Raw genomic sequence first — 23913 nt, 5'->3', positions numbered from 1 at the left:
GCTCAGTCCTCGACCGGAACGGTGACCGGGAGCTCGTTCCAGCCCCACTGGAAGAACGACGGAAGACGCACGGCGTCAGCCTCCTGCACTTCAAACTCGGGAACCCGCCGGAGGAACTCCTCGACGAGGATGCCGCCCTCCAGTAGGGCAAGGTGGTAGCCCGTACAGAACTGGTTGCCCCAGGCGAAGTTGACCCACCGCTTGATCTCGCGGTTCCACCGGAACTCCTCCGAGTCCGGGCCGTATTCGCGTTCGTCGCGGGCCGCCGACGGGATCAGGAAGATCACCCGCTGCCCGGTGTTCATCGCCTGGCCGCCGATCGAGGTCGGGCGCTGCACGGTGCGGGCGAACCACTGTGCGGGCCCGCAGAGCCGGACCATCTCCTTGAACGCGATCGGCACGTTGGTCTTCAGGTCCGCGCGTACCGCTGCCATCTGGTCCGGGTGTCGTTGCAGTTCCCACAGCCCATGTGCGACCACCTTCGGGACCGTTTCCGACCCGCCGATGATGACCACGATCAACGTCTGGGCGATCTCGGTGTTGTTCAGCTTGCGCCCGTCGAGTTCGAGCGTCAGCAGGCCGTCGACGAGCGGGAAGGTCCCGTCGGCACCCTGCTTGCGACGCTGCCGGACGATGCCCTCGACCAACTCGACGAGCGGCCGATAGCGGTTGAGGCTGCGCTCCGACTGCGGGTCCTCGTCGGTGAGCGAGCCGGCGTTGACCGTGTCGAGCAGATACTTCGCCTCGGACAGCGGGATCCGGAACAGGTGGCACTGCACGGCCGCGGCGACGATCCCGCCGTAGTGCTGGGTGAGGTCGAACCGCCCGCGCGGCAGCAACAGGTCGAGCCGTTCGTTGGCCTGCTCGCGGATGAAGTCGGCGAGCCGCCGCACCGCACCGGCGCGCAGCGGCCCGACATGCGCCTGGCGGAGGATCTCATGAACAGGCGGACCGAACATGGAGTACGGCGGCAGCGGCTCCGCGGTCGTCGGCGCGATGACCGTGCCGTTGTTGTGGCGGCGCAACGCACCGGGGTCGGGCAGCGTCCCGTCGGTGGGCACGAAGGTGCCGTCGGTGACCGACAGCATCTCCATGACGTCGTCGAAGCGGGACAGCGCGAACATGTCGTATTCCGGCATGTAGTAGATCGGCTGGTGCTCGCGCAGGTGCCGGTAGAACGGCAACGGGTCGGCCATGACCTCCGGTGAGAACGGGTCGTAGCCGAACTCGGCCCGCGCCGGCTCGGTGGTGAGGCTCATCTTGGTCCTAACTGGATAGTCGCTTCGTGCCACGGGGTGCGGCCCTGGATCAGGCGGCGGCCCGTGACGATGCTGCGCGGAGAGTTGAGGGCGACGACGGCGACCAGCGTGTCGCCGCGCCGGTAGACGCCGGTGAACCTGCGCTCGCCCACGCCGCCGGCGACCAACCGGAACTCGTCGTGGGGCGCGGGCGACCCGACCACCTGAAGCTTGCAGTCGAACTGGTCGGACCACACCCACGGCACCGGCTCGTAGGGCAGTTGGCCGGCCGGGTCGTCGCCGGCGAGCAGCCGCCGCGCCGCGTGCTTGCCCTGGCGGATCGCGTTGTCCCAGTGCTCGACCCGCCGGGCCGCGCCGAAGAGCCGGTTCGGCCAGACCGCGACGTCACCGGCGGCGACGATCCCGGGAACGGCCAGGCAGGTCTCGTCGCAGACCACTCCCCCGTCTCCGTCGAGCGTCAGGCCGGAGTCGTCGAGCCAGTCGGTCGCCGGCCGGACGCCGACGGCCAGCACGACCACGTCGACGTCGAGCGTGCTGCCGTCGCTGAGCACCGCCCGCTCCACCCGGGCACCGCCCTCCAGGCGGAACACCGTCGTGCCGAGCCGCAGGTCGACGCCGTGGTCGCGGTGCACCTTGGCGAGCAGGCCGCCGACCTCCGGCCCCAACGCCCGTACCATCGGCGCGGCCAGACCCTCGACCACCGTCACCGGGAGCCCGAGGGCCCGGCAGGTGGAGGCCACCTCGGCCCCGATGAAGCCGCCGCCGACGACCAGCACCCGCCCGGGCGCGGCACGCAGGTCTGCTGCCAGGGCGAGGCAATCTTCGACGGTACGCAGGGTGTGCACCCCGGTCAGCCCGGCGCCCAGCGAGCCGGGCCGCAGTGCGGTGGCGCCGGTGGCGATCACGATGCCGTCGAACTTCTCTGCGACGCCGCCGGCCTCGAGGATTCGCCGGCCGGCGTCCAGCCGGGTCACCGGCACGCCGCAGCGCCAGTCGGCGTCGACCGCGGTGTCGAGCGCGAGCGTCACGTTCTCGGTCGGCCACTTTCCGGCCAGCAGTTCCTTCGACAGCGGCGGCCGGTCGTAGGGGCGGTGCGGCTCCTTGCCGAACACGACGAGTTCGCCGGTGAACCCGGCGCGGCGCAGTTCCTTGGCCGCCTCCAGGCCGGCCAGGGAGGCGCCGACGACGGCCACCCGCTCCATCAGCCCTCGATCGTGATGGCCCGCTTGGGGCACGCGGCCGCGGCCATCTCGACGCCGGCCCGCAGTTCCTCGCCCGGCTCGGTGAGCAGCACGTCGAGTTCGTCGTCGTCGTTGAGCGCGAACACCTCGGGCGCCTCGGCGGTGCAGTTGCCGTTGCCGTCGCAGAGGTTCCAGTCGACCGTCACGTTCATGGTGCCGTCCTTCATCGTGCGTTCCTTGGTCTGCTCTGCTCCCCGGCCGGTCATTCCGTGACCAGGACGATCTTGAGTTGGCTCTTCGCCGGCCGGTTCGCGAGCTCGAACGCGCCTTGCAGGTCGTCCATCGGCCGGACGTGGGTGACATAGCGGCCGGCGAGATCCGGGTGCGCGTCGAGGTAGGCCGCGGCCGCCGCCAGCGCCGTGCGCTTGTCGCGGGTGTAGCCCGCCGACAGCGTGGCGTTCTTGCGGAGGAAGACCTCCATCGGCAGCGGGTAGACCGCGTCGTCCGGGATGCCGTAGTAGAGCACCCGACCCCGGTCGGCGACCGCACGGATGGCGTCGTCGAACGTGCCGACCTGATGGCCGACCGCCTCGACCACGATCTCGGGCCGCGTCTCACCCAGACCGGCGACCCAGCGGGCACCCGACATCGTGACGACCTCGTCGAGGCCGAACGCGGCGGCGAGGTCGGACCGGTCGACCCGGTCGACGCCGGTGACCGAGCGGGCGCCGCTGTTTTTGAGCACGTGTGCGAAGAGCATTCCGATCGGACCGAGCCCGAGTACGGCGACCGTGGCGCCTGCGACCGCTGAAAGTTGCTCCCGCACCGCGGCGATGACACAGGCCAGCGGTTGCAGCACGATCGCCTCGACGGGCTTGAGTGTCTCGTCGTAGGCCAGCAGCCCGGAACCGTCGACCACGGCATATTCGGCGGCCGCGTTGTGCGCGGTGGCCCAGCCGACCACCTTGGCGCCGACGGGCAGCGTCGGGTCGCGGCTGATCACCACCTCGCCGGCCACCTCGTGCAGCGGGTAGCCCGCGATCGGCGTGTCGGAGCCGCTGCGAAACATCGGCAGGTCGCTGCCACAGATGCCGGCGGCGAGCACGCGCAGGAGCACCTGGCCGTCGGCGACATCCGCGTCGCCCGGCGTCTCGACCTCTATCCGCGCACAGGTGAAGGGACCGAGGATCGTCTGTGCCCACATTCCGTGCCTCCGTAGGCTTGCCTCGAGCTGAACCCTAAGTCGATCCTGCTAATCCTGTAAAGACTTGACAGGAAACGACTCGCGCCGGAAACGACCAAGCACTTGCTTGGTGTACGAGAACCCTGCTAAGACAAGGGTGTGGCTACGCAGATGCATGAATACCTGGCGTTGCGCGAACTCTCGGTCCGCTACGCGTTCGCGGTAGACGACGGCGACGGCGCGTCCTTCGCGTCCGCTTTCCTCCCGGATGCGCGGCTACGGATGTTCCGGCCGGGCGACGGCCTCGACCCGTCGGTGCGCCTCGACGGCACCGAGGCATTGCGCGCGGTGCCGGCCAACGTGCGGTCGCGCTACGCGACCACGCTGCACCTGCTAGGCCAGAGCGGTTACGACGTGGACGGCGACACGGCCACCGGCACGACCTACTGCATCGCGCATCATGTCGAATCCACTCCACACGGCGGCGTCGACCACGTCATGCACATCAGATATACCGACACCTACCGCCGCGCCCCAGGCGGCGATTGGCTGATTGCCGAACGGGTGGGAATCTGCCACTGGACCGAAACCCGCGCGATCGACCAGGTGCGCTCATGATCGAGCTGTCGATCGGCCTACCGTCCTTCGCGGCCACCGACCCGGGCGGCTGGCAACACCTCTTCGACCTGGCCAAGGCAGCGGACGAGGCCGGCGCCGACCGGGTCACGGTGTCGGACCATGTCGCTTTCGGCGAGCGGCTGGACGACTACGCCAAGCCCGCTCTAGGCGGGGTCGAGGGCGGCCGGCAGCCGACGGGCCCTGACGGCCACTGGCTAGAACCGATGACAACCCTGTCGGTCCTGGCCGGCATGACGTCGCGGATCCGGCTCCGCACGAACATCCTGATGGCCGCCCTACGCCGCCCAGTGGTCCTGGCCAAGTCAGCGGCAACGCTCGACGCCCTCTCCGGCGGCCGCTTCGACCTGGGTGTCGGCGTCGGTTGGCAGCAGGCCGAATACGAGGCCGCCGGGTTGCCGTTCGGCCGCCGGGGCCGCCTGCTCGACCACACCCTGGAGGTATGCCAGACCCTGTGGCGCGAACCGATCGCGGCCTACGAGGCGCCCGAGCTGTCGTTCGCCGGCATCCACCAGATGCCCAAACCGGCCGGAATCCCGGTGTGGGTAAGCGGCACGATCAACCCCGCCGTGGTGCGCCGGCTAGGCCGCTTCGGCACAGGCTGGATCCGCTGGGGCCGCGACGCCGACGACCCAACCGCACCGGCCCGGATGCGCGACGCGCTCGCAGCAGCCGGTTTCGACCGACCCGACCTGCGAGTGACCGGCCGCCTAGGGGTGGTCTTCGGCCCCGACGACCGCCCCGACCCGGCAGCAACCGTGGCACCGGTGCCCGGTCTGATCGCCACCGGCGTCACCGACCTCATGCTCTCGGCACTCGACCCACGCCTCGCCGACCGACCAAGGACCTGGCTCGTTCCCCTCGTGACCGCATTCCGCGAGGCAACGCCGTCGGCCAACCGCGCCCCAGCCCGACACACCTGAGCGACCGCGGCCGGCATCCCCGCGACCGAGCCACACGGCCCGGCGCCGCGCAGCCCGGCCCTGCCCGGCTCAGCCCAGCCCGGCGCAGCGCAGCCCGGCCCGGCGCAGCCCGGCGTAGCCCGGCGTAGCCCGGCCCGGCGCGGCGTAGCCCGGCGCAGCCCGGCCCGGCGCGGCGTAGCCGGGCGCAGCCCGGCCCGGCGCGGCGCAGCGCAGCCCGGCGCGGCGCAGCGCAGCCCGGCGCAGCGCAGCCCGGCGCGGCGCAGCCCGGCGCGGCGCAGCCCGGCGCGGCGCAGCCGAGCCCGGCGCAGCCAAGCCCGGCGGCGGCGCGGGCCCACGTCGGGCGACGCAGGCCGACGCCGGCCGACGCAGGCCGACGCCGGCCGACGCAGGCCGACGCAGGCCGACGCAGGCCGAACCGATGCCCCCCGTGGCCGCGTTCCGGTCGGCTACCGTCCAGGCCCCCTTCGGTGGCTCGGCCGCCGGTCCGATTCCGGCCTAAGCCCGTCACCGCCGGTCCGGGGCGTCGCGACCGGGCACGGTCCCTGCCCGCGCTTACATGTTCTTTTATGTACTCACATGAAAGAACATGTAGAACGCGAAGGGCACCCCCTCACCCGCACGACACGCCGCCACGACGACATGCCGTCGTGGCCTACAAGCGGCTGTGCCCGACCACCCGCCCGGCGCGGGCTCGCCCGTCTGCAGACGGCGTGGGTTCGCCGGCGGCGCGGGCGCCGGAACAGTGCGCAGGAGACTAGAACACCGCCAGGGGGTTGACTGGGCTGCCGGTCGCGCCGAGGAATGGGATTGTTGAGACGACCAGTTCGAAGGTGTGGCGGCCCGCTGACGCGCATTTGGCGCTCAGCTCTTCGAGGTTCATGTTGTCAATCATGTAGAGGCCCATCGCCACCAGGCCGAGGGTGTGCACCGGGATGACCACGCTGTCGTAGCCCGAGGGCACCACGTCCTGGGCCGTGTCGGCACCGATCAGCGAGACGCCCAACTCGTGGAACAGCGGCGCGCATGACGCGTGCCAACCAGCCCGCCCCAGCGCCCGGACGTCGTCGGGGCCCTGCATGGCGCGCCGTTTCCCGTAGCCCGTGCGCAGCAGCAACGCGTCGCCCGAGTGCACCTCGGTGCCCTGTGCGGCCAGGATCGCTCGGACCTCGGTTGCCGTGACCGGGTCGCCTGGCTCCAGCCAGTCGACGCCGCGGAACGCGGGGACGTCTACCAGGATGCCTCGGGTGATAACCCCGCCCTTCACCGCCGTGACGTCGTGAGCCGTGGCGCCGTGGGACGACGAGACCAACTCGGCCGGCACGCCGTTGTACATCTTGCGGTCCCAGAAGACGTGGGACAGCGCGTCCAGGTGGGTTACCGAATAGCCGTGGAAGACGTACCCGAGGTATTCGAGGGCACCGTTCATCCGGTTGTCGGGGTTGCCGTGCGGGTCGATCCGGTGCTCGTCGGCCAGGCCCTGGCCGGTGGTCACGAAGAAACGGCGCGGTGGGCCGTAAGTTTGGTCGCGCTGTGGCGTCGTGTCGACGTCCCAGGCCAGCGAGACCACGTGACCCTCCGAGACCAGGCGGGACGCCGCCACTCGGGTCGACGCGGTAATCAGGTTGAGTGTGCCGAGCCGGTCGTCCGGGCCCCACCGGCCCCAGTTCGACAGCTTCTCGAACCAGGACAGGACCTCGGCCTCGGTGGGCAGAGTCATGCGCGACCTCCTCGGGGCAACCAGTTGACAAGGGTGACGTCGCCGTTCGGGACGAAAGAAGCGAGCATCGGGGCGCCTATCACCGGCACCTCATAGCCGTCGGCTAGCCGGCCAACGAAGCGGACCCGGGGGTCGGCGGCCGCCGAGACGATCACCACCGTGTAGGGGACTTCGGCCTCGAAACCCGCGAGCATCGCCCGGCCGATGGTGGTCCAGCTATACAGGTGGCCCTCGTTGCCGATCGGCTGCCAGTCGAAGCGAAGGCCGGCGCACGACGGGCAGGCCATCCTGGGCGGCCACACCCGCCGGGCGCACCGGGTGCAGGTCGGCACCAGCAGCTCGCCCCGCCGCGTGCCCGCCCAGAACGGCGCGAAGTCGGCGTAGTCGGGATCCGGAAGCGGACGTTCGGTCATGCCTGTGGCCCCCTCAATACGGCCAGTGCGCCGTCGCCGAGATCGCCCCAGCCGGTGACGGCGATCTGGCCGGCCCGGGCCAGCTGCCGCTCCCCCGCCTCGCCGCGCAGTTGCCGCACGGCCTCGACGATGTGGTTCATGCCGGCGAGATGTCCTTCGGACAGCAGGCCGCCGTGGGTGTTGACCGGCAAGCTGCCGTCGCGGCCGATGGCGCCGCTCTCGACGAACGGGCCGCCCTCGCCGCGGGCGCAGAAGCCGGCTTCTTCTAGCTGCTGGATCACCTCGAAGGTGAAGCAGTCGTAGATCATGGCGGCGTCCATCTCGGACGGTCGGGTGCCGGCCGTCTCGAACGCCTGCGGTGCCGCGTGGGACAGGCCGATGTCGAACCAGTCGGGACGGTTGGAGATGTCGTCTCCCGAGACCGGGTGGCCCTCGCCGACGCCGGCGACCAGAACAGGCGGCGCCTTGAGATCGGCGGCTCGGTCCGGGGAGGTCAGGATCACCGCGGAGCCGCCGTCGGTCTCCAGGCAGCAGTCGAACTTCTGGTAGGGGTCGGCGATCATCGGCGCCGCGAGGTAGTCGTCGAGGGTCAGCTCGCGGCCATACATGTAGGCCGTCGGGTTGAGCTGGGCGTGCCGCCGCATGGTCAGCGCGACCTCGGCCAACTGGCGCTTGGTCGTGCCGAACTCGTGCATGTGGCGGCGGGCCAGCATGGCATACCACTGCGCGGGTCGCGACCAGCCGTAGGGATGTTCGAGCTGGGTCCGGAACTGCTGCCCGGGGATGCCGGGGTGGGCCCGGAACACCGCCCGGCCGGCCCGCTGCGACGAGGCCACGAAGATCAGCACGTGGCTGGCCGCCCCGGTGGCCAGCGCGATGGCCGCCTCCTTGAGCGAGGCGACCGGGAACGCTCCGCCCATGGGTTTCGCCGAGACGTGCCGCAGCGAGCGGAAGCCGAAGGCCGTGGCCACCTCCTCCGCGGTCACCCCCGGCACGTAGGTGTGCACGCCGTCGAGGTCGCCAGCGTCGAGCCCGGCGTCGTCAAGGGCAGCCGAGATGGCCTCCGCGGCGAGCGACTGGGGCGTGCGTCCGCTCCCCCGCCAGGCCGCCGTCTGCCCGACACCGACGATCGCGGCCGCACCGGCCCAACCGAACGTCATCACATTCCTCCAGTCACCGTCGAACCGATCAGCACGACGTTGAGCGCGCTGACCAGACCCGCGACGACCGTGGCCGTCGCGGTGGTAGAACGCTTGTTGGTCAGCGCACCCATCACGCGGCGGTCCCGGGTCAGCAGGATCAGCGGTACGAGCGCGAACGGGATGCCCACGCTGAGCACCACCTGCGACAGCACCAGGGCCCGGGTCGGTTCCAACCCGAGCGCGAGCACGACGAGGGCCGGTGCCAGCGTCGCGAGCCGGCGGAAGAGCGGGTGGACCCGCAGACCCACGAAACCCTCCAGGATCACCGCTCCGGCGTACGTGCCGACGGACGACGACGCGATCCCCGAGGCGAGCAACGCCAGCGCGAACAACAGCGCCGTGCCCGAACCCAACACGGAACCCAGGCCGGCATGCACCGCGTCGAGGGAGTCCGCGCCCGAACCCGCCAGCGCGGCCGCGGCGACCAGCAGCATCGCCAGGTTGACCCCGCCTGCGACGGTCATCGCCGTGAGCACGTCGACCCGGGAGGCGCGGAGCAGCCGGTGCCGGCTGGCCGGGTCGCCCAACCGGTCGCCGAACCGGTCGACGACGAGCGCCGAGTGCAGGTAGATCGCGTGCGGCATCACCGTCGCCCCGAGCATCCCGGCCGCCAGCACCATGCTCGCCTGGCCGTCGAACGCCGGAACCAGCCCGTGCACGGCCAACGGCAGCGACGGCCGGGCGGTGATCAGCGAGCACAGGAACCCGACGACGATCACGGCCAGCAGCGCGAGCACGGCGCGCTCGTAGTGCCGCAGGTTCCGCAGACTCAGCAGCAGCAACGAGACGACGGCGGTGACCACGCCACCGACCAGGACCGGCAGGTCGAACAGGAGGCGCAACGCCAAGGCGCCACCGAGGATCTCGGCGAGGTCGGTGGCGATCGCGACCAATTCGGCCTGGACCCACAGCCCCAGCGTGACCGGGCGGCTGAACCGTTCCCGGCACAGCCGGGGCAGCGACTTGCCGGTGGCGATGCCCAGCTTGGCCGACAGCAACTGGATCAGGATGGCCGCGAGGTTGGCCGCCACCACCACCCAGAGCAGGAGATAGCCGTAGTCGACCCCGGCCGCCGTGTTGGTGGCGAAGTTCCCGGGGTCGACGTAGGCGATTCCGGCCACGAAAGCCGGGCCCAGCAACGTGATCCGGCCAAGCCGCGCCGCCGTTACAGCCGGTACCATGACCTCGCGTTGTCGGCCATGGTCTTGCCGCGCATCGACTCGGGCAGCGCGGCGAAGAGGTCGCCCGCGTTCTCGTCGTAGCCGTGCGGATAGTCGGTCGCCCACATCAACACGTCGTCGGAGCCCAGCCACTCGAGGCACTTCGCGAGCATCCGCGGCGGCCCACCGTCGAACGGCGCGGTCGAGAAGCGGAAGTGCCGGCGGATGATGTCGAGCGGCGGCTCGGTCAGCCACGGCACCTCGCGGCGCAGGCCCTTCCATTCCTTGTTCATCCGCCAGCCCCACAGCGGCAGCCACAGGAAGCCGCCCTCCAGCACCGACACCCGCAGCTCGGGGATCTTCTGGAAGACGCCCTCGCTGACCAGGCTGGTGAGCTGCGCGGCGAACGACTGCCACTCGGCGGCGTATTCCTCGACGTGCCACGAGGTCGGCCCGGTCGTCGACGGGTGCGACTCGGTCGTGCCTCCATAGTGGAGGCCGGCGACCAGGCCACGGTCGGCGATCTCGCGCAACACGTCGTGGTAGACCCGCTGACCCCACAGGGCGTCATTGCGTACGGGCAGCAGCACCTGCACGAACCCGGGGTGGTCGCCGACCCGGCGGATCTCCGCGATCATCGCCTCGGGGTCGCGGGCCGGGATGACCAGTGAGGCCCGCAGCCGCGGCTCCGGCTCCAGCCACTCGGCGACGATCCAGTCGTTGAGGGCCCGCACCAGCGCGGCGGCCCAGTCGGGGTGGCGCAGCGCGTCGAGCCCGTAGTAGCAGTTGAGGATCGCCTGGTCGACGTCCCAGGGGTCGAGCACGTGCTCGCGGAGCAACCCGACGTTCGACGCCGGCGCCCCGCTCGCCGGGCGCCACCGCGGGTCGCAGGCCCGGGTCGAGTTGGGCGGGTAGTGGCCGGCGGCCGCGCCCGGACCGCGATAGCCGCGCTCCTTGCACCAGTCGATCCACAGGTCCGGCAGATACGGGTAGAGCGCGGTCAGCGACGGGACATTGGCGTGGACGTCGACGTCGACGACCGGGCCCTCCCACGGCACCGCACGCACGGCGGTCGGCATGGCTACTGCTCTCCTTCGCGTCGACGCCGGACCGGCGCGAGATCGACGATGAGATACCCGTCTTCGACGGAGACGTCGAACGTCTCCACCTCGTAGGGGCCGGGCACCCGGCCCTGGTCGCCCCGCAACTCGAAGCCGACCTGGACCAGGCGGACGTACTCGCCGGGCTCGTTGGGGTCGGCGGGAGCATCCTGCACCGCGACCGGATAGGTGCGCACCCGGGTGTTCGCCGGGTCGAAATAGGACTGACCGGTCTCGACGTCGAACTCCCAACCGTGCCAGGGGCAGGTGAGGAACTTGCGATCGGCGTCGTAGACGAACTCACCGGGCGACGGCGAGGACAGCTCACCGACCAGCACGCCGCGGCACAGCTCGGCACCCTTGTGTGGGCACCGGTTGGGCAGCCCGTAGAACGTGCCGCCGACGTTGAACACGCCGATCGACCGGCCGTTGATGTTTACGATCATGCGCTCGCCCTCGGCCAGTTCCGAGGCACGGCCCACCACAAACTTGCGACTCGCCAACGACGTGCGCCCTTTCACATCCGCGTGTAGCCCGTGCCGGGCCGCAGGTCGATCCCGTAGAGGTCGCTGGCGTTCTGGCCGAGGATCCGCCGGTGCTGCTCGTCGGTGAGGGTCTTGGGCAGCGCACCCGGCTCGTCGAAGTCCCAGTGCGGATAGTCCGACGAATACATCAGGTTGCGGCTCATCCCCGAGTCTTCGAACTGGGCCAGGATGTCGTCGAACCAGGCGTCGTTCTCCGGCTCCTCCATCGGCTGCGTCGTGTAGTAGACGTGGTCGGCGAGGTATTCCGACGGCAGCCGGGGCAGCGACAACTCCCGCCGGTTCATCCGGTAGGCGTGGTCGAGCCGCCAGGCGAACGGAACCGCCCACGACCAGGCCAGCTCCACCAGCACGATCTTGAGCCGCGGGAAGCGTTCGAAGACGCCTTCGAAGATCAGGCTCGCGATCAGCGGGAAGTTGAACAGCGCGAAGTCGCAGTGCTCTTCGAAGTAGAAGTTGGGCGACCCGGACGGCGTGATCCGGTGCCCGGCCAGCACGTGGAAGGCCACCGGCAGCCCGTAGTGCTCGCAGGCCTCGTAGATCGGCCAGTAGCTCGGGTGGCCGGCCGGGCGCAGGTTGTCGGGCGCGAGGAAGACCTGCTTCCAGCGACTGTTGTAGTCGCCCATCTCCTCTTTGCAGAACCGGATCTCCTCGACCGCCGCCTCGGGCAGCTCGTAGGGGATCGTGATCGACCCATACCACCGGGGGTCACTGGCCAGCCAGAGGTCGCGCCGGTGCAGGTTCATCGCCCGGCAGTAGGCCGACGCCAACTCGACCGGCTGGCCGCCGGCGCCGGCCATCACGAACCCGGCGATGTCGTTGACCAGCGCCCCGCTGATGTCGTAGCGATCCAGCAGTTGCGTGGCGGCGAACTCAGGGTCGCTGCCCGGCGGCTGGCCGTCCGGCGTCGTGGCGTCCCAGCGGCTGGCGAACTCCCGGTGCCGCGGCCGTTCCGAGCGCGGCCGGTGCAGCGGGCCGTATTCGGCCACGTAGCGCTGCCAGCGCTCGGGAAGGTGGGCCACGATCCGCGGGTCGGCGGCGAAGGTGCGCGGGTGGACGTCGGTATCGATCACCGGGAACGGCTCCGTCATCGCGCCCTCCTCATCGAGTGTAAGACTCCAATCATAACAACGATTCACTTTCAGAGGCAACGGGCGTGTTCGCGGGTACGAGCCAGGACGGGTCCAGGTCGGCCAGGCGGTCGACGCCCATCAGCGTCATCACCCGCGCGATCTCCTCGCGGAAGATCCGCACGACGTGCTCGGCGCCGGCCGGTCCCGCCGCACCGAGCCCATAGACATAAGGCCGCCCGACGCAGACCGCCGTGGCACCCAGGCAGAGCGCCTTGACCACGTCGCTGCCCCGCCGCACGCCGCCCTCCAGCAGCACCTCCGCGCGCTGACCGACCCGGGCCGCGATCGCCGGCAGCGCGTCCAGCGCGGCGACGTCGCCGTCGAGTTGCCGGCCACCGTGGTTGGACACCACGACGCCGTCGGCACCGAGGTCGACCGCCCGCTCGGCGTCGCGGGCATCGACGACGCCCTTGATGAACAGCGGGCCCTTCCAGTGCTCGCGCAGCCAGGCGAAGTCGTCCCAGTTGAGCTCCGCGCGCATCATCCGGTATTGGGTCTCGACCGAGGCCACCGCGGCCCGCGCGCCACTCTCCTCGATCAGGTTGCGCAGCGACATCCGGCGGTGCCGCAGGAAGGCGGCCCACCACCGCGGTTTCAACGCCGCGTCGAACACGCGACCGGGCGTCAGCACCGGCGGATGACCCATGCCCAGCCGCCGCTCGGCCTCCCGGTTGCCCGGCATCGCCACGTCGACGGTCACGAACATGGCCCGATAGCCCGCACGAGCGGCCCGTTCCATCAGCGACAGGGTCAGGTCGTGCCGGCCCGTCTGAAGGTCGGCCCACGGGTAGAGCTGGAAGAAGTGGTCACGCTCGGTCCCCGCGGCGACCTCCTCGAACGAGTAAGTGGACGCGGTGCTGACGACCGAGACCGTGCCAGCGCGCTCAGCGGCCTGTGCGACGCCCCGCTCACCGGTCCAGTGGGACAGGCCGACCGAGCCGAGCGGCGAGAGCAGCAACGGCAACGACAGGTCCGTATCCGCCACCCGGGTGGACAGGTCCGTCGCCTCCTTCCCGGTCAGCACCCGGCGCCGGAAGGCATACCGCGCGAACGCCGACCGGTTGGCGTCCAGCGTCGCCAGGTCCTCGGCGCCGTAGTCGACGTAGGCCCAGACCATGTCCGGTATCCGCCGCCGGGCGAGCCGCCGGTAGTCCTCGACCGTGAAGGGGCCGAGCCGGTTGGACACCTGGAACTTGAACGCTGGCATGCCGCTCCTTCTTCACAGATCGAGCACGAGTCGCGGCGACAGCGCGCGCGAGCAGCAGATCATCATCGTTTCGTTGGACGCGTGGTCCTCGGCGCTGAGCACCGAGTCGCGGTGGTCCGGGATGCCTTCCAGCACGGTCGTCTCGCAGGTGCCGCAGGTGCCCTCGCGGCACGAGGTCTCCACCGGGACACCGGCTGCCTCGACCGCCTGGAGGATCGTTTGGTCGGCCGCGACGGTCACGTCGAGTTCGCTGTAGTCGAGCCGCACCACGAAGCTGGTGTTCGGTCCGTCGAGCACGTGCGCCTTGGGATGGAACCGTTCGGTGTGCAGCGACCACCCGGCGCTGCGCTCCTCGACCGCCGCGATCAGCGACTCCGGCCCGCAGCAGTAGACCCGGCAGCCGGCCCGCGGCGAACCGAGCAGCCCGTCAAGATCGATCAGGCCGCGCTCGTCCTGCGGCCACAGGTCGACCCGCCCGGCCGGCAACTCGTCGAGGAAGGCCATCGCCGCGCTGCGCCGCCCGCCGTAGACCAGCCGCCACGGGCTGCCGGCCCGGGCCACCTCACGGATCATGGGCAGCAGCGGGGTGATCCCGATGCCGCCGGCGATGAACAGATAGTCGTCGGCCGGCTCGAGCGGGAAGTGGTTCCGGGGCCCACCCACCGACACGCGGTCACCGACGGCCAGCCGGTCGTGGACGAACGCCGACCCACCCCGCCCGGGTTCCTCGCGCAGCACCGCGATCCGCCAGAACCGGGCGCCAGGTTGGCCACAGAGCGAGAACTGCCGCTCGAGACCGGGCCCGAGGATCAGGTCGATGTGGGCACCGGGTTCCCATCGCGGGAGCGCTCCCCCGTCCGCGGCCGCGAGGTCGAGCACGACCACGCCGTCGGCCGCACCGACCTTCGACGTCACGACCATCTCCCGTGCCGCCATGCGGGCTCCTTCGTGCAGACGAGGCTGGACCAGCCTTTCATATATATGTTAAGCATCTTTGTGTCAACGGCCACGCCGACCTTGACTGTGCTCGCAGTCACAACCTAGCGTGCAGGCAAATCTTCATAAAGATAGAGCTAAAACCTCGAAGACAGGGAGGGACGATGGGACGCGTCATCGACGGTGCGATCCACGTCTGGGACGCCAATGCGACGTCTCCCGGGCGCAGCGCCGAGCAGCTGTTGACCACGCTCGACAGCGCCGGTGTCTTCGGAGCGGTCTGCGTCCACTCCCGCCGGGACTCCGGCTACGACCACACCGCCACCGCCCGGGCCATCGCCGAGCATCCGGACCGGCTGGTCGGGGTGTGCGTCGTGGACCCGGTCAGCGCCGACGGGCCGGAACGGCTGCGGGAACTTGTCGGGCAGGGCTTCAAGGGCGTACGCGTCCTGCCCTTCTCCGAGCAGGACACCCCGTGGCTCGCCGGCGCGAGCGGCGACCCGTTGTGGCAGGAGGCCGCCCGGCTCGGCGTGCCGGTCGACGTCATCCTGCTGCCGCATCAACTCGAACAGGTCCGCGAACGCGCGCTGCGGTCGCCGGACGTCACGGTGGTCATCGACCACATGGCCCTGATCACCAGCGCGGATCCGCCCGACCGGCTGGCGTTGCTGCTGGCCTGCGCCGAGCTGCCCAACGTGGTCTGCAAGGTGTCGGCCCTGATGCACGCCTCGGCCGAGGAGTTCCCGCACCGCGACATCCACCCGATCATCCGGTCGGTCGTCGACGCGTACGGGCCGGACCGCGTCATCTACGGGTCGGATTGGCCCAACATGCTCGAAACCGGCGTCCCCTACGCCTACGCCATCAACACCATCGACGAGGCCCTTCGCCTCGGCGCACCCGAGCGCGATCAGGTCTTCGGCGAGACCGCGGCCCGGGTTTGGAACTTCGCACCAGCCGTCCTCTAAACCGAAGGAATTCCAATATGAAGCTCACCTGGGCTCGTGGCGCCGTCGCGGCGGGGCTCGCCCTGACGCTCGCCGCCTGCGGTTCCAACTCCGGCGACAAAGCCGCGGCCGGGACCGGCGACAGCTCGAAGCCGATCACGATCGGCCTGATGGTCGCGATCTCCAACGCGCTGTCGGACCCGAAGCTCTTCGTCAACCCGGCCGAGATGGCCGTCGGCGAGATCAACGCGGCCGGCGGCATCGGCGGCCGCCAGATCGTTCTGAAGCAGTACGACTCCGACTTCACCACCCAGGGCGCGATCACGGCCACCCAGAAGGCGATCGCCGACAAGGTGGAAGGGATCATCGGCCTGCCGGTGCCGGACCAGGTGCTCGCCGTGCGCCCGCTGCTCGACCGGGCCAAGATCCCACTGCTGTTCACCGGCGGTGGCTACGCGGCCGCCTACGACCCGAATTCGACGAAGGGCGCGAGCGTCTGGTCGTTCCGGGTCGGACCGCCCAGTGAGCTGACCGTGAACGCCGGCGTCCAGTATGCCGTCAAGACGCTCGGTGCCAAGAAGCTCGGCGCTGTGCTGCGCGACGACGCCGCCAAGGGCACCAACGAGCAGGCGGCCAAGGACGGCGCGACCGCCGCCGGCGGCGAGATCATCGCCTCCCGCACCAACCCGCTGAACTCGACCGACGTCACCACCCAGATCCTGGCGATGAAGGACGCGAACGCCGTCGTCACCACCGAATACCAGCCCGGCATCGTCGCCGTGCTCAAGGCGATCCAGCAGCAGAACCTGAAGATCCCCACCATCGTCGGCCAGACCGGCATGCAGGTCTACCTCCAGAAGCTCGCGCCCGACCTGATCAAGACGATGTACAGCGCCGCCCCGTGCAACATGGCCGACCCGGCCAACGACCGGGTGGCCAAGTGGGTGACCGACTTCCAGGCGAAGTACAACTTCATGCCGGACCCGAACGCCGCCACCGTGTACGACGGCTTCTACCTGCTGAAGACCGCCTACGAGAACGCGGCGTCGAGCAGCCCCGACGACCGCCTCAAGGCGCTCGAGTCGATCGACTACAAGGACGGCATCTGCGTCCCCTACAAGACCGACGCGCAGCACTTCATGTCGGGCACCGAAGTGATCATCAGCTTCGAGAGCGGCACGCCCAAGACCGTCCAGACCTTCGACTTCCAGAACCAGAAGTAGAAGTCGGATCGACCGGCCGGGATCGCGGGCGACCCCCGCGGTCCCGGCACCGGTCTGCAAGTCAAGGAGGGCTTGAGTTGGCCACATTCGTGACCGTCTTCGTTTCCGGGCTGGCGCTGGGTTCCATCTCGGCGCTGGTCGCGCTGGGCTTCATCGTCACCTACAAGGCGACCGGCATCATCAACTTCGCGCAGGGCGGTCTCGTCACGCTCGGCGGCTACCTCGGCTACCTGACCGCCGTGCAGTTCGGCCTGGACTGGTGGGTCGCGTACCCCGTCGTGGTGGTGCTGATGTTCTTCGTCGGGGTGGCCGTCGAGCGCATCGTGCACGCGCCGCTGCGCAGCCGCCCCGAACTCGTGGTGGTCATCGCGACCCTCGGCGTCGGGCTGGTCATCTCGGCCGTCCTGCTGGAGTTCTACGGCACCGAGACCCGCACGCTGCCGGCACTGCTGCCGGGCAAGGTGGTCGACATCGCCGGCGCCAACATCGCGGCGTACGACCTCGTGATCATCGGGGTGACCGCCGTCGGCGTGACGCTGCTGGCGCTGATGTTCAATCGCACCCAGCTCGGCCGGCAGTTCCGGGCCGCCTCGTTGGACCCGGAAGTCGCGCAGCTGCAAGGCATCCCGGTCAAGGCGTTCGGCATGTTCGCCTTCGGCCTCGGTGGCGCGCTCGCCGCGGTCGCCGGGCTGATGCTGGCACCGCGGGCCTCGCTGGAGACCAACTTCGGCTTCACCGCGATGATCGCGGCGTTCGCGGCGGCCGTCATCGGCGGCTTCGGCCGGTTCGCGGGTGTCATCGTCGGCGCCCTCGTGCTGGGGCTGGTCGAACAGCTCGGCACGCAGTACGTCGCCTACCAGTTCAAGGCGGTGTACCCGTTCGCCCTCATGATCCTCATCGTGGCGATCGCGCCGCGCGGAGTCCTAGGGAGCCAGTCCCGTGTCCGTGTCTGAGAAAGAAGCGACGGCCGCACCCCCGGACCGCTCGGCCCCGTCCGTCGACCAGGTCTGGCGCCGGCGCCGGACCGGCGACCATCTCCGGCTGGTGCAGATCGCCGTGGTCACCGCCATCCTCTGCGCCCTGCCGTTGTTCGCGGCCGACGACTACCAATACACGGTGCTCGGGCTGATGCTGATCTACGCGATCGCGGGCGTCGGCTTCTACCTGATCCTCGGCCTGTCCGGGCAGTTCGCGTTCTCGCACGCGGCGACGATGGGCATCGGTGCCTACAGCGCCGCGTATGCCGCCCGCACCCACGGTTTCTGGCTCAGCGTGCTGTTCGCCCTCGTCGTCTGCGCCATCCTCGCGACGGTCTTCAAGCTGTTGCTCTGGCGCGCGTCGGACTTCTACTTCGGCATCGCCACGCTGGGCCTGGCGTCGGTCACCATCATCGTGTTCCGCGCCTGGGAATGGTTCACCGGCCCGGCGAGCAACACCTCGATGCTGACCGCGCCGACCATCTTCGGGCACCAGGTCACCACGCCGGCCGGCTACTACTGGCTGTTCGTCGTGTTCTTCGTGGTGGCCATGCTGATCGTCTACCGGCTGCGCACCTCGGCCACGTACCGCGAGGCGATCGCCGTCCGCGACAAGCCGCTGACCGCGGCCGGCCTCGGCATCCGCAACACCCGCAACCAACTGGTCATCTTCGTCATCGGCTCGTGCTACGCGGCCGTCGCCGGCGCGCTCTACGCGCAGAGCCAGGGCTTCATCTCCTCGCCGAGCTTCGACCTCAACCTCGGCATCAACCTGTTCGTCGTCGTGATCGTCGGCGGCATGCACTCGATGTGGGGCTCGCTGCTGGGCGCCGCGTTCGTGGTCGTGCTCCCCGAGTTGATCCGGCCGGCGGCCGACCACCGGCAGCTCATCCTGGCCGCCGTGCTCGTCATCACCATCGTGCTGCTGCCCGAGGGCCTGATGGGCCTCGCGCGGCCGCTGACAAAACGACTGGGACAGGCGCGCTCCCGCAAGGAGGTTGGATCGTGACGCTCGAGCTCACCGACGTACACGTGTCGTTCGGCAATGTCCGTGCCGTGGCGGGCGTCAGCCTGACGCTCGCCAGCGGCTCGCGGATGGGCATCATCGGGCCCAACGGCTCGGGCAAGAGCACGCTGATCAACGCGATCAGCGGCATCGTCCGGGCCACCGGGTCGATCGTCATCGACGGGCAACGGCTGCGCAGCGGGTCACCGCAGGGAGCGGCCTGGCGCGGCATCAGCCGCACCTACCAGACACCGCAGACGTTCACGAAGCTCTCGGTGATCGAGAACGTGATGCTGGCCGTGCGGGCCGCCGAGACCCGCGGGCCGGCGACCTGGTTCCAGCGGGGCGAATACCGGCGGACGGTCGCGGCGCTCGAGTTTCTCACCACGGTCGGCCTGGCCGACCTGGCCGAGGAGTCGGCCGCGATCCTCACCTACGGCCAGCAGCAGGCGCTCGCGCTGGCCCGCGCCCTCGCCACCGGGCCGAAGGTGCTCCTGCTCGACGAGCCCGCCGCCGGCCTCAACAGCGCCGAGACCGAGGCGCTCAGCCATACCTTGCAGACGGTCAACGACGCCGGCGTCTCGATCCTGCTGGTCGAACACAAGATGGACTTCGTCTCGGCGCTCTGCCCCCGGGTGGCCGTGCTCGCCGCCGGCAAGCTCGTCGCCGACGGCCCGCCGGCCGAGGTCCTGTCCCGTCCCGACGTGATCGATGCCTACCTTGGGGTCCCGCACCATGCTTGACGTCAAGAACCTCTCCGTGAACTACGACGCGATCACCGCGGTGGTCGACCTCTCGCTGACGGTCGGCGACGGCGAATGCGTGGCGTTGCTGGGCCCCAACGGCGCCGGCAAGACCTCCACGCTCAAGGCCATCTCCAACCTGGTCGCGCACGACGGCACCGTCGAGTTCGCCGGCACGCCGGTCGGGCGGACGGCCGCCGACCGGCTCGCCCGGACCGGCCTGGTGCACGTGCCCGAGGGCCGACGGCTGTTCGCCGAGCTCACCGTGCACGAGAACCTCCAGGTGGGCTGCACCGCGCGCGGCAAGCGCACCCCGACCTACTCCGTCGACGACATCTACCAGCTCTTCCCCCAGCTGCAAGCGCTGCGCGGCACCCGTTGCTGGTCGCTCTCCGGCGGCGAGCAGCAGATGGTCGCCATCGGGCGGGCCCTGGTGGCGGCGCCGCGGCTGCTCATGCTCGACGAGCCGAGCCTGGGCCTGTCACCGCGCAACGTCGGCGTGGTGGCCGAGGCGCTGACCCGGATCAAGACCACCACCTCGGTGCTGCTCGTCGAGCAGAACACCCGGGTCGCGCTGGAGGTGGCCGACCGGCTCTACGTGATGGCCGAGGGGCGGGTCCGGATGCAGGGCACCAGCCAGGAGATCGAGGACCGCTCCGGGCTGCTGGACGCCTACCTCGGGCAGCGGGTGGCGGCCTCGTGAGCGGATTTCCGCGTACGGCCGCCGTTGTGGGAGTGGGCAGCACGGAGATCACCCGCAACTCCGGGGTGGCCGTCGACGTGCTGGCTGCCCGCGCGGTGCGGGCCGCCATCGCCGACGCCGGGATGACCGTCGCCGACGTCGACGCCATCATCGACTACCAGGTCGGCGACTCGATCTCGGCCGTCGCGCTCGCCCGGCTGCTCGGCATCGACGAGTTCGGCTGGGTGGAAGACGTCTGGGGCGGCGGCCAGCACACGGCCTCGATCCTCGGCCGGGCCGCGATGCTGGTCGACTCCGGCGCCGCCGAGGTGGTCGTGGTCTATCGCGCGCTCAACGGCCGCACCGGAAAGCGGATGGGCCAGACCACCGTCGGCCTGTCCGACGAGGCGCACTTCTACGCCCAGTACGGCCTCGCCGGCCCGCCGCAGCTCTTCGCCCTGTCGGCGCAGCGCTTCCTGCACGACCGCGGGATGGGTGCCGACGACCTCGCCGCGGTCGCCATCCGGATGCGCACGCACGCCCTCGCCAATCCCGGTGCGCTGATGCGTGAGCCGCTCGACCGGGCCGCCTACGACGCCAGCCCCTGGGTCGCCGAGCCGCTGCGCCGGCTGGACTGCTGCCAGGAGACCGACGGCGCCTGCGCGATCGTGGTGACCAGCGCCGAGCGGGCCCGGTCGGGTGCCCACCCGCCGGTCACCATCCGCGCGGTGGTCCGCGGCGGCGGTCCAGGGTCGTCCATACAGGACAGAGCGACCGACGTCTCGGCGCTGTTCTCCCGCTACATCGCCGACCGGCTGTGGAAATCCGCCGGGATGACCCATCGCGACATCGACCTCGCCCAGCTCTACGACGCCTACACCTGGGTGGTGCTCGGGCAGCTCGAAGACTTCGGCTTCGCCGGGCACGGCGGCAGCGGCGACCTGATCCGCGGCGGCGACGGGGTCCCGGTCAACACCAACGGCGGACTGCTCTCCGAGGGCTACGTGCACGGCTTCAACAACGTCGTGGAGGCGGTCCGCCAGCTCCGGCACGAGGCCGGCGACCGGCAGGTGCCCGACGCGGCGACGGCGCTCGTCACCGGTTTCAGCGGCAGCTTCGGCAGCGCCGCCGTCCTGGCGAGGGCCGACGCGTGACGCGCCCGGTGCCCGAGCCGACGGCGCTGAGCGCGCCCTACTGGGAGGCCGCCCGGGAGGGCCGGCTGGAGTTGCAGCGGTGCCGCCACTGCCGGCATTGGATCCACTTCCCCGACTTCCTGTGTCCCCGCTGCGGCTCAGACGACCTCGCGTTCGAGGAGGCGGGTGGCAACGGGACCGTCGACACGTTCACCGTCGTGCACCGCGTCTTCGTGCCCGGCTTCGCCGACCACGCGCCGTACGCCGTGGGCTGGGTGCTCCTCGACGAGCAGCCCGGGCTGCGGGTCTTCGCCGACTTCGTCGGCATCCCGGCCGACCGGCTCCGCATCGGCCTCCCGGTGGCGGCCTGCTTCACCGACCGGCCGGGCTGGGGCACGGTGCTGAGCTTCACCACCCCCTAGCTCGACAGGAGAGCGCAGATGACCATCGACCTCGACCGGCTTCTCCGGCCCCGTTCCATCGCCGTCGTCGGGGCCTCGCAGAACCCGACCGCCCTCGGCACCAACGCGCTGGCCACCCTGATGTCCTACGACTACACCGGCGATCTCTACCCGATCCACCCGACCCACGCCGAGGTGAAGGGGCTGCGGGCCTACCCGTCGGTGCGGGACGCGCCGGCCGGCATCGACCTCGTGGTCGTCGCCGTCGCCGCGCCGCGGGTCGCGGGCGTCATCGAAGACTGCGGCGCCGCCGGTGTCCCGTTCGCGGTCGTGCTCACCTCCGGCTTCGGCGAGGTGTCCGGTGGTGCCGCGCTACAGGCGGACCTGGTCGAGGTGGCCCGGCGCAGCGGGGTGCGGCTGGTCGGCCCCAACTCGCTCGGCTTCCTCAACCAGTCCGACGGGGTGGCCGCCGGCTTCGGCGTCGGTATGCCCGGACGGTCCCGGCCGCAGACCGGCGGGCTGGCCATCGTCAGCCAGAGCGGCGGGATGGGTCTGTCGATTCTCAACCGGGCGACGCTGTCGGGGCTGGGGGTCAGCTCGTTCGTCTCCACCGGCAACGAGGCCGACCTGACGCTGGTCGACTTCGTCGAAGACGCGATCGACGACCCGAACACCAAAGTGATCGTGGCGTACGCCGAGACGATCCGCGGCGCCGACCGCCTGGTCGAGGTCGGCCGGCGCGCGGCCCGGGCGGGCAAGCCGGTCATCATCGCGAAGATCGGTGCCACCGAGGCCGGCGGCCGCGCGGTCCAATCGCACACCGGCTCGATGGCCGGCGCCGACCTGGTGTTCGACGCCGCGTTCCGGGCGGCCGGCATGGTCCGGGTGCACGACATCGAAGACATGTTCGACCTGGCCACCTTCCTGCTCCGCGGCCGCGTGCCGGCGGGCAACCGGGTCGCCGTGGTCACCCAGTCCGGCGGCGGCGGTGCCTGGCTCGCCGACACCATCGAACGCGCGGGCATGGTGCTCGCGCCGGCCTCGGAAGAGCTGCGGGCCCAACTCAAGGCGTTTGTGCCCGACTTCGGCTCGGTGCTCAACCCGGTCGACCTGACCGCGTCCGGCATCTCGGTCGAGGCGTTCGCGTCTGTGGTCAAGACCCTGTCCGACTCCGGCGAGTACGACGCCATCGTGGTGCTGATGCCGCTGCTCGACGTCAGCGAGGAGTCGATCGCCTCGATCGCGGCGGCGACCACGCTGCCGATCCTCGGCTTCAGCCACTGGCTGCCCACCCCCGCCCTGCGGCCCCGGCTCGGTGCGCTGGAGGTCCCCTACGTGACCAGCCCGGCCCGCGCCGCGCGGGTGCTGGCCGCCGCGGCCCGGGTCGGCGAGGCCTGGCGGGCGCCCGAGCCGGGACCACGGCCCGAACCCGTGCCGGCGACCGCCACCCCGGCGGCGGCGGCCAGCGACGCGGCGACGTTCGAGTTGCTCGCGTCCGCCGGCCTGCCGCTGGCGCCGTGGCGGCAGGTGACCTCGTCCGCCGAAGCGGTCACGGCCGCACAGGACCTCGGTTTCCCGGTCGCGCTGAAGCTGAGCGCCGACGGGCTGATCCACAAGAGCGACGTCGGCGGCGTGCACCTCGGCCTGTCCGACACGGACGCCGTAGGCGCGGCCTGGGAAGCGGTGGCCGCCGTCGCCGACGGGATGGGCGTGCCGCACCGGGCGATCGTCCAGCCGATGGCGCCCAGCGGCGTCGAGGTGATCGTCGGCTGCACGCTCGACCTGATCTTCGGCCCGGTCGTCATGGTCGGTGCCGGCGGCATCTACGCCGAGGTGGTCCGGGACGTCGCGCTGCGGCTGGCGCCGATCAACGAGACGGAAGCGCTCGCGATGGTGCGCGAGCTCAACATCGCGCCGCTCTTCGCCGGCGCGCGCGGCAAGCCGGCCGCCGACGTCGAGGCGCTGGCGACCGTCGTGTCACGACTGTCGGCCGCCGCGGTGGCCTGGCAGGACTCGATCGCGGAGATCGATCTCAACCCGGTGATCGTGCTACCGCACGGTCAGGGCGTGCGGCTGGTCGACGCCGCACTTGTCGCCCGCGTCGACAACCGTTGACGTCGGTTACATGTAAATGATGAGATGTTTTCAAGCTTATTAAGAACAACACCGGCTCGGCCCTAGCAGAAGAGGGGTTCCACGAGTGAGGCTG

At 70.6% G+C, this 23913-nt stretch carries 24 protein-coding genes; 11 read left to right on the top strand and 13 right to left on the bottom strand.

The annotated features are described in order from the left end of the window. Positions 1–2: 2 nt before the first annotated feature. The 4 genes from DFJ67_RS21510 to DFJ67_RS21495 are packed head-to-tail and all read right to left on the bottom strand — an operon-like array spanning position 3 to position 3644. Entirely contained in the window at positions 3–1259 is a 1257-nt protein-coding gene (locus DFJ67_RS21510) for a cytochrome P450 (RefSeq protein ID WP_116069629.1), read from the bottom strand. Next, the gene (locus DFJ67_RS21505) at positions 1256–2461 is read right to left on the bottom strand and encodes an NAD(P)/FAD-dependent oxidoreductase (protein ID WP_116069628.1); all 1206 of its coding nucleotides are present in this window, start codon (positions 2459–2461) and stop codon (positions 1256–1258) included. Before DFJ67_RS21505 ends, DFJ67_RS21510 begins: the two co-directional genes overlap by 4 nt. After that, the gene (locus DFJ67_RS21500; protein WP_239097578.1) at positions 2461–2667 is read right to left on the bottom strand and encodes a ferredoxin; all 207 of its coding nucleotides are present in this window, start codon (positions 2665–2667) and stop codon (positions 2461–2463) included. The genes DFJ67_RS21505 and DFJ67_RS21500 overlap by 1 nt, the downstream gene beginning before the upstream one ends. Positions 2668–2702: 35 nt before the next feature. Then, positions 2703–3644 carry a zinc-binding dehydrogenase gene (locus DFJ67_RS21495; RefSeq protein WP_116069627.1) on the bottom strand — a complete coding sequence of 314 codons (942 nt, stop codon included), beginning with the start codon at positions 3642–3644 and terminating at the stop codon, positions 2703–2705. A 150-nt stretch (positions 3645–3794) separates the two neighbouring features. Between DFJ67_RS21495 and DFJ67_RS21490 the strand changes: the two genes are divergently transcribed. Then, on the top strand, positions 3795–4241 hold the full coding sequence (locus DFJ67_RS21490) for a nuclear transport factor 2 family protein (RefSeq protein ID WP_116069626.1): 447 nt from the start codon (positions 3795–3797) through the stop codon (positions 4239–4241). Then, on the top strand, positions 4238–5182 hold the full coding sequence (locus DFJ67_RS21485; RefSeq protein WP_116069625.1) for a TIGR03619 family F420-dependent LLM class oxidoreductase: 945 nt from the start codon (positions 4238–4240) through the stop codon (positions 5180–5182). Before DFJ67_RS21490 ends, DFJ67_RS21485 begins: the two co-directional genes overlap by 4 nt. 754 nt (positions 5183–5936) lie before the next feature. On the opposite strand, the gene DFJ67_RS21475 is transcribed toward DFJ67_RS21485, so the two are convergent. From DFJ67_RS21475 to DFJ67_RS21440, 9 genes are read right to left on the bottom strand one after another with little or no spacing between them, the layout of a single operon-like run. Next, on the bottom strand, positions 5937–6899 hold the full coding sequence (locus DFJ67_RS21475; protein ID WP_116069623.1) for a cyclase family protein: 963 nt from the start codon (positions 6897–6899) through the stop codon (positions 5937–5939). Beyond that, positions 6896–7312: a Zn-ribbon domain-containing OB-fold protein gene (locus DFJ67_RS21470; protein WP_116069622.1), complete on the bottom strand. Its 417-nt coding sequence runs from the start codon at positions 7310–7312 to the stop codon at positions 6896–6898. Before DFJ67_RS21470 ends, DFJ67_RS21475 begins: the two co-directional genes overlap by 4 nt. After that, complete coding sequence (locus DFJ67_RS21465; protein WP_116069621.1) at positions 7309–8472, bottom strand: thiolase C-terminal domain-containing protein; 1164 nt, start codon at positions 8470–8472, stop codon at positions 7309–7311. The genes DFJ67_RS21470 and DFJ67_RS21465 overlap by 4 nt, the downstream gene beginning before the upstream one ends. Next, the gene (locus DFJ67_RS21460; protein ID WP_239097512.1) at positions 8472–9695 is read right to left on the bottom strand and encodes an Nramp family divalent metal transporter; all 1224 of its coding nucleotides are present in this window, start codon (positions 9693–9695) and stop codon (positions 8472–8474) included. Before DFJ67_RS21460 ends, DFJ67_RS21465 begins: the two co-directional genes overlap by 1 nt. Further along, positions 9680–10753, bottom strand: a complete 1074-nt coding sequence (locus tag DFJ67_RS43890) for an amidohydrolase family protein (RefSeq protein ID WP_239097511.1) — start codon at positions 10751–10753, stop codon at positions 9680–9682. The genes DFJ67_RS21460 and DFJ67_RS43890 overlap by 16 nt, the downstream gene beginning before the upstream one ends. A gap of 2 nt (positions 10754–10755) precedes the next feature. Further along, a complete protein-coding gene (locus tag DFJ67_RS21455) occupies positions 10756–11256 on the bottom strand; it encodes a Rieske (2Fe-2S) protein (protein WP_275407687.1) in 501 nt (166 codons plus the stop codon). A gap of 35 nt (positions 11257–11291) precedes the next feature. Continuing rightward, on the bottom strand, positions 11292–12407 hold the full coding sequence (locus DFJ67_RS21450) for an amidohydrolase family protein (protein ID WP_116069619.1): 1116 nt from the start codon (positions 12405–12407) through the stop codon (positions 11292–11294). Positions 12408–12438: 31 nt separating this feature from the next. Next, complete coding sequence (locus DFJ67_RS21445) at positions 12439–13656, bottom strand: alpha-hydroxy acid oxidase (protein ID WP_116069618.1); 1218 nt, start codon at positions 13654–13656, stop codon at positions 12439–12441. A 12-nt stretch (positions 13657–13668) separates the two neighbouring features. Next, positions 13669–14592: a PDR/VanB family oxidoreductase gene (locus DFJ67_RS21440; RefSeq protein WP_116069617.1), complete on the bottom strand. Its 924-nt coding sequence runs from the start codon at positions 14590–14592 to the stop codon at positions 13669–13671. Between the two features lie 164 nt (positions 14593–14756). Here DFJ67_RS21440 and DFJ67_RS21435 point away from each other — a divergent pair, with 164 nt between their 5' ends. The 9 genes from DFJ67_RS21435 (at position 14757) to DFJ67_RS21395 (ending at position 23819) form a co-directional block, all read left to right on the top strand. Then, positions 14757–15560, top strand: coding sequence for an amidohydrolase family protein (locus DFJ67_RS21435; protein ID WP_116069616.1), 804 nt, complete (start codon positions 14757–14759; stop codon positions 15558–15560). 17 nt (positions 15561–15577) lie between these two features. Continuing rightward, positions 15578–16762: an ABC transporter substrate-binding protein gene (locus tag DFJ67_RS21430; protein WP_116069615.1), complete on the top strand. Its 1185-nt coding sequence runs from the start codon at positions 15578–15580 to the stop codon at positions 16760–16762. A 77-nt stretch (positions 16763–16839) separates the two neighbouring features. Continuing rightward, positions 16840–17715: a branched-chain amino acid ABC transporter permease gene (locus tag DFJ67_RS21425; RefSeq protein ID WP_170215925.1), complete on the top strand. Its 876-nt coding sequence runs from the start codon at positions 16840–16842 to the stop codon at positions 17713–17715. After that, on the top strand, positions 17708–18748 hold the full coding sequence (locus tag DFJ67_RS21420; RefSeq protein WP_147315561.1) for a branched-chain amino acid ABC transporter permease: 1041 nt from the start codon (positions 17708–17710) through the stop codon (positions 18746–18748). The genes DFJ67_RS21425 and DFJ67_RS21420 overlap by 8 nt, the downstream gene beginning before the upstream one ends. Then, on the top strand, positions 18745–19488 hold the full coding sequence (locus DFJ67_RS21415) for an ABC transporter ATP-binding protein (protein ID WP_116069612.1): 744 nt from the start codon (positions 18745–18747) through the stop codon (positions 19486–19488). Before DFJ67_RS21420 ends, DFJ67_RS21415 begins: the two co-directional genes overlap by 4 nt. Next, positions 19481–20191 carry an ABC transporter ATP-binding protein gene (locus DFJ67_RS21410; RefSeq protein ID WP_116069611.1) on the top strand — a complete coding sequence of 237 codons (711 nt, stop codon included), beginning with the start codon at positions 19481–19483 and terminating at the stop codon, positions 20189–20191. Before DFJ67_RS21415 ends, DFJ67_RS21410 begins: the two co-directional genes overlap by 8 nt. Then, positions 20188–21324, top strand: coding sequence for a thiolase C-terminal domain-containing protein (locus DFJ67_RS21405; protein ID WP_116069610.1), 1137 nt, complete (start codon positions 20188–20190; stop codon positions 21322–21324). The genes DFJ67_RS21410 and DFJ67_RS21405 overlap by 4 nt, the downstream gene beginning before the upstream one ends. Further along, the gene (locus DFJ67_RS21400) at positions 21321–21725 is read left to right on the top strand and encodes a Zn-ribbon domain-containing OB-fold protein (RefSeq protein ID WP_116069609.1); all 405 of its coding nucleotides are present in this window, start codon (positions 21321–21323) and stop codon (positions 21723–21725) included. Before DFJ67_RS21405 ends, DFJ67_RS21400 begins: the two co-directional genes overlap by 4 nt. Positions 21726–21743: 18 nt before the next feature. Continuing rightward, positions 21744–23819, top strand: coding sequence for an acetate--CoA ligase family protein (locus DFJ67_RS21395; RefSeq protein WP_116069608.1), 2076 nt, complete (start codon positions 21744–21746; stop codon positions 23817–23819). Positions 23820–23913: the final 94 nt, after the last annotated feature.

Source organism: Asanoa ferruginea, assembly GCF_003387075.1.
In the GTDB taxonomy this organism is placed as follows: domain Bacteria; phylum Actinomycetota; class Actinomycetes; order Mycobacteriales; family Micromonosporaceae; genus Asanoa; species Asanoa ferruginea.
Note: the sequence above shows the minus strand (reverse complement) of the source record. Positions and strands in the feature narration are given on the sequence as shown.

Excerpts from the sequence above, each read along its gene's own strand:
- DFJ67_RS21510 (WP_116069629.1), bottom strand. The coding sequence starts at position 1,259 with ATGAGCCTCACCACCGAGCCGGCGCGGGCCGAGTTCGGCTACGACCCG.
- DFJ67_RS21505 (WP_116069628.1), bottom strand. The coding sequence starts at position 2,461 with ATGGAGCGGGTGGCCGTCGTCGGCGCCTCCCTGGCCGGCCTGGAGGCG.
- DFJ67_RS21500 (WP_239097578.1), bottom strand. The coding sequence starts at position 2,667 with ATGAAGGACGGCACCATGAACGTGACGGTCGACTGGAACCTCTGCGAC.
- DFJ67_RS21495 (WP_116069627.1), bottom strand. The coding sequence starts at position 3,644 with ATGTGGGCACAGACGATCCTCGGTCCCTTCACCTGTGCGCGGATAGAG.
- DFJ67_RS21490 (WP_116069626.1), top strand. The coding sequence starts at position 3,795 with ATGCATGAATACCTGGCGTTGCGCGAACTCTCGGTCCGCTACGCGTTC.
- DFJ67_RS21485 (WP_116069625.1), top strand. The coding sequence starts at position 4,238 with ATGATCGAGCTGTCGATCGGCCTACCGTCCTTCGCGGCCACCGACCCG.
- DFJ67_RS21475 (WP_116069623.1), bottom strand. The coding sequence starts at position 6,899 with ATGACTCTGCCCACCGAGGCCGAGGTCCTGTCCTGGTTCGAGAAGCTG.
- DFJ67_RS21470 (WP_116069622.1), bottom strand. The coding sequence starts at position 7,312 with ATGACCGAACGTCCGCTTCCGGATCCCGACTACGCCGACTTCGCGCCG.
- DFJ67_RS21465 (WP_116069621.1), bottom strand. The coding sequence starts at position 8,472 with ATGACGTTCGGTTGGGCCGGTGCGGCCGCGATCGTCGGTGTCGGGCAG.
- DFJ67_RS21460 (WP_239097512.1), bottom strand. The coding sequence starts at position 9,695 with ATGGTACCGGCTGTAACGGCGGCGCGGCTTGGCCGGATCACGTTGCTG.
- DFJ67_RS43890 (WP_239097511.1), bottom strand. The coding sequence starts at position 10,753 with ATGCCGACCGCCGTGCGTGCGGTGCCGTGGGAGGGCCCGGTCGTCGAC.
- DFJ67_RS21450 (WP_116069619.1), bottom strand. The coding sequence starts at position 12,407 with ATGACGGAGCCGTTCCCGGTGATCGATACCGACGTCCACCCGCGCACC.
- DFJ67_RS21445 (WP_116069618.1), bottom strand. The coding sequence starts at position 13,656 with ATGCCAGCGTTCAAGTTCCAGGTGTCCAACCGGCTCGGCCCCTTCACG.
- DFJ67_RS21440 (WP_116069617.1), bottom strand. The coding sequence starts at position 14,592 with ATGGCGGCACGGGAGATGGTCGTGACGTCGAAGGTCGGTGCGGCCGAC.
- DFJ67_RS21435 (WP_116069616.1), top strand. The coding sequence starts at position 14,757 with ATGGGACGCGTCATCGACGGTGCGATCCACGTCTGGGACGCCAATGCG.
- DFJ67_RS21430 (WP_116069615.1), top strand. The coding sequence starts at position 15,578 with ATGAAGCTCACCTGGGCTCGTGGCGCCGTCGCGGCGGGGCTCGCCCTG.
- DFJ67_RS21410 (WP_116069611.1), top strand. The coding sequence starts at position 19,481 with ATGCTTGACGTCAAGAACCTCTCCGTGAACTACGACGCGATCACCGCG.
- DFJ67_RS21395 (WP_116069608.1), top strand. The coding sequence starts at position 21,744 with ATGACCATCGACCTCGACCGGCTTCTCCGGCCCCGTTCCATCGCCGTC.